General features: G+C 60.8%; 1 protein-coding gene and 1 pseudogene. Both read right to left on the bottom strand.

Annotated features, from left to right (window positions below; all coding sequences use genetic code 11):
- Positions 1 to 749, bottom strand: a pseudogene (locus tag BKN05_RS12510) (hypothetical protein); the annotation flags it as partial.
- On the bottom strand, positions 746 to 1,544 hold a 799-nt coding region (locus tag BKN05_RS12505; RefSeq protein WP_286688785.1), incomplete at its 5' end, for an NUDIX hydrolase. The gene BKN05_RS12505 and the pseudogene BKN05_RS12510, both read right to left, overlap by 4 nt.

The raw sequence follows: 1,544 nt of genomic DNA, 5'->3' as shown, positions 1-1,544 counted from the left end.
CCCGGCACCGGGTCGATCTGGGCGGAGACCGGGACGATGACAGAAAACCCGCGCTCGGAGTTTTCTGCGGTATTTTCAGCGCTGTTGTTAGCCACGGTGTCTTCCACCGTGAAGTCGTCTGCCGTGAAATCGTCCGCCGTGAAATCGTTCGCTGCGAACCCCTCGTCAGCCGGCCCTTCCACACGCAACACCAGTCTCTCGCTGGCTAAATGCACCGGGTCCCCATCCTGAAAGCCGGTGAGCGTGAACAATACCGGATACGCGCCCGGTTGCGTGATGCTTAACGACGGCGAATCCGCCAACGCCGTAGAAATATCCATCGACGCGCTAGTGGAACTATTCGGCGCCACCGAAGCCAGATTCACAGCATTGCCCCAATACGGGAAATCACTGTGCGCCAGGGCAGCCTGCGCCTCGTCTGCAGAATTCACAGCATCAGCCCGGCGCACTGTCACCTGGACGTCGCTGAGCTCCGATGCCGAGCGATTATCAATCCGGAATTGAGCCTGCAGCTGCTCGCCCACACCCACCGGCGTGGTAGCGGAAGCACCAGAGGCGATTTCTTCCAGGGAGGACAAAGACAAACTGACGTCGTCGTCGGCAAGCGGGTCATGCGGCAAGCCCCACAACTCGGATTTCTCCGGTGAGACCGGCACTGGCTCGGGTGCGGCGATCGCGGCCGGGGCAGCAATGACACCAGGCAGAGCAGCTACCAGCAACAACGCCGAGAAAGCAGCAGGCCGGCTCATCGCGGGGTGATCCTTCCCGCCTCTTTTTCTGCTCGCGCCAACTCCGGCAGCAAATCGTGTGCCCTGCGGGCTAATTTCCGCTCGTCGGCATACGCGAGACGCTCCATCAGCTCGGAAGCCGGAATCCACGCCACCTCCGTGACCTCCGGGTCTTCGTCGTTCAGCCAACCGTCGACGAAGCGCAACAGGTGATGGTGCACCGTTTTGTGGATGCGCACGCCGTCGGAGACGAACCAGTAATCAATCACACCTAAGTTCTCGAATACCTCGCCGTGGATTCCTGTTTCCTCCCACACTTCCCGCTCGGCGGTCAGCGTATGCTCCTCATCCGGTTCGACGTGGCCCTTCGGCATGGACCACAACAGACGGCCCCGCCGGTCCAGACGGCCAATCAAGGCCACATAAATGCTGGAGAGATCAACCGTGCCGTTCTCCGCGACCGCCTCTGCAAGCCCGGATAGCACCAAACCACCCGCGGACGTTTCCGTGCGGGTTTCCATGACAGAACGCTGGGAACTGTGGCCCCTGCGCGGATGGGCGTTCTTGTTGGCGTGTTTGGGGTGTTGTTGTGACGCTTGCTTGGATGTTCGCTGCTTCGACGAGTGTTGCTTCGACGACTGCTGCTTGGAACTTTGCTGCTTGGACGAGTGTTGCTTGCCCTGTTTGCGTGCGTGGTGTTTCTGCGCAGGTTGTGCGCGTTTTTTCCCGGAGTTCTCGTCCGTGTTTTGTGCAGCATCAGTATTGCCGCCGGCGGGATTGTGACCTCCCTTCTGTGCGGCCGGGCGACGCCGGCGT

Source organism: Corynebacterium sp. S5S1 (genome assembly GCF_001913985.1).
Taxonomy (GTDB): Bacteria; Actinomycetota; Actinomycetes; order Mycobacteriales; family Mycobacteriaceae; genus Corynebacterium; species Corynebacterium marquesiae.
This window is presented reverse-complemented; position numbering and strand designations above follow the sequence as displayed.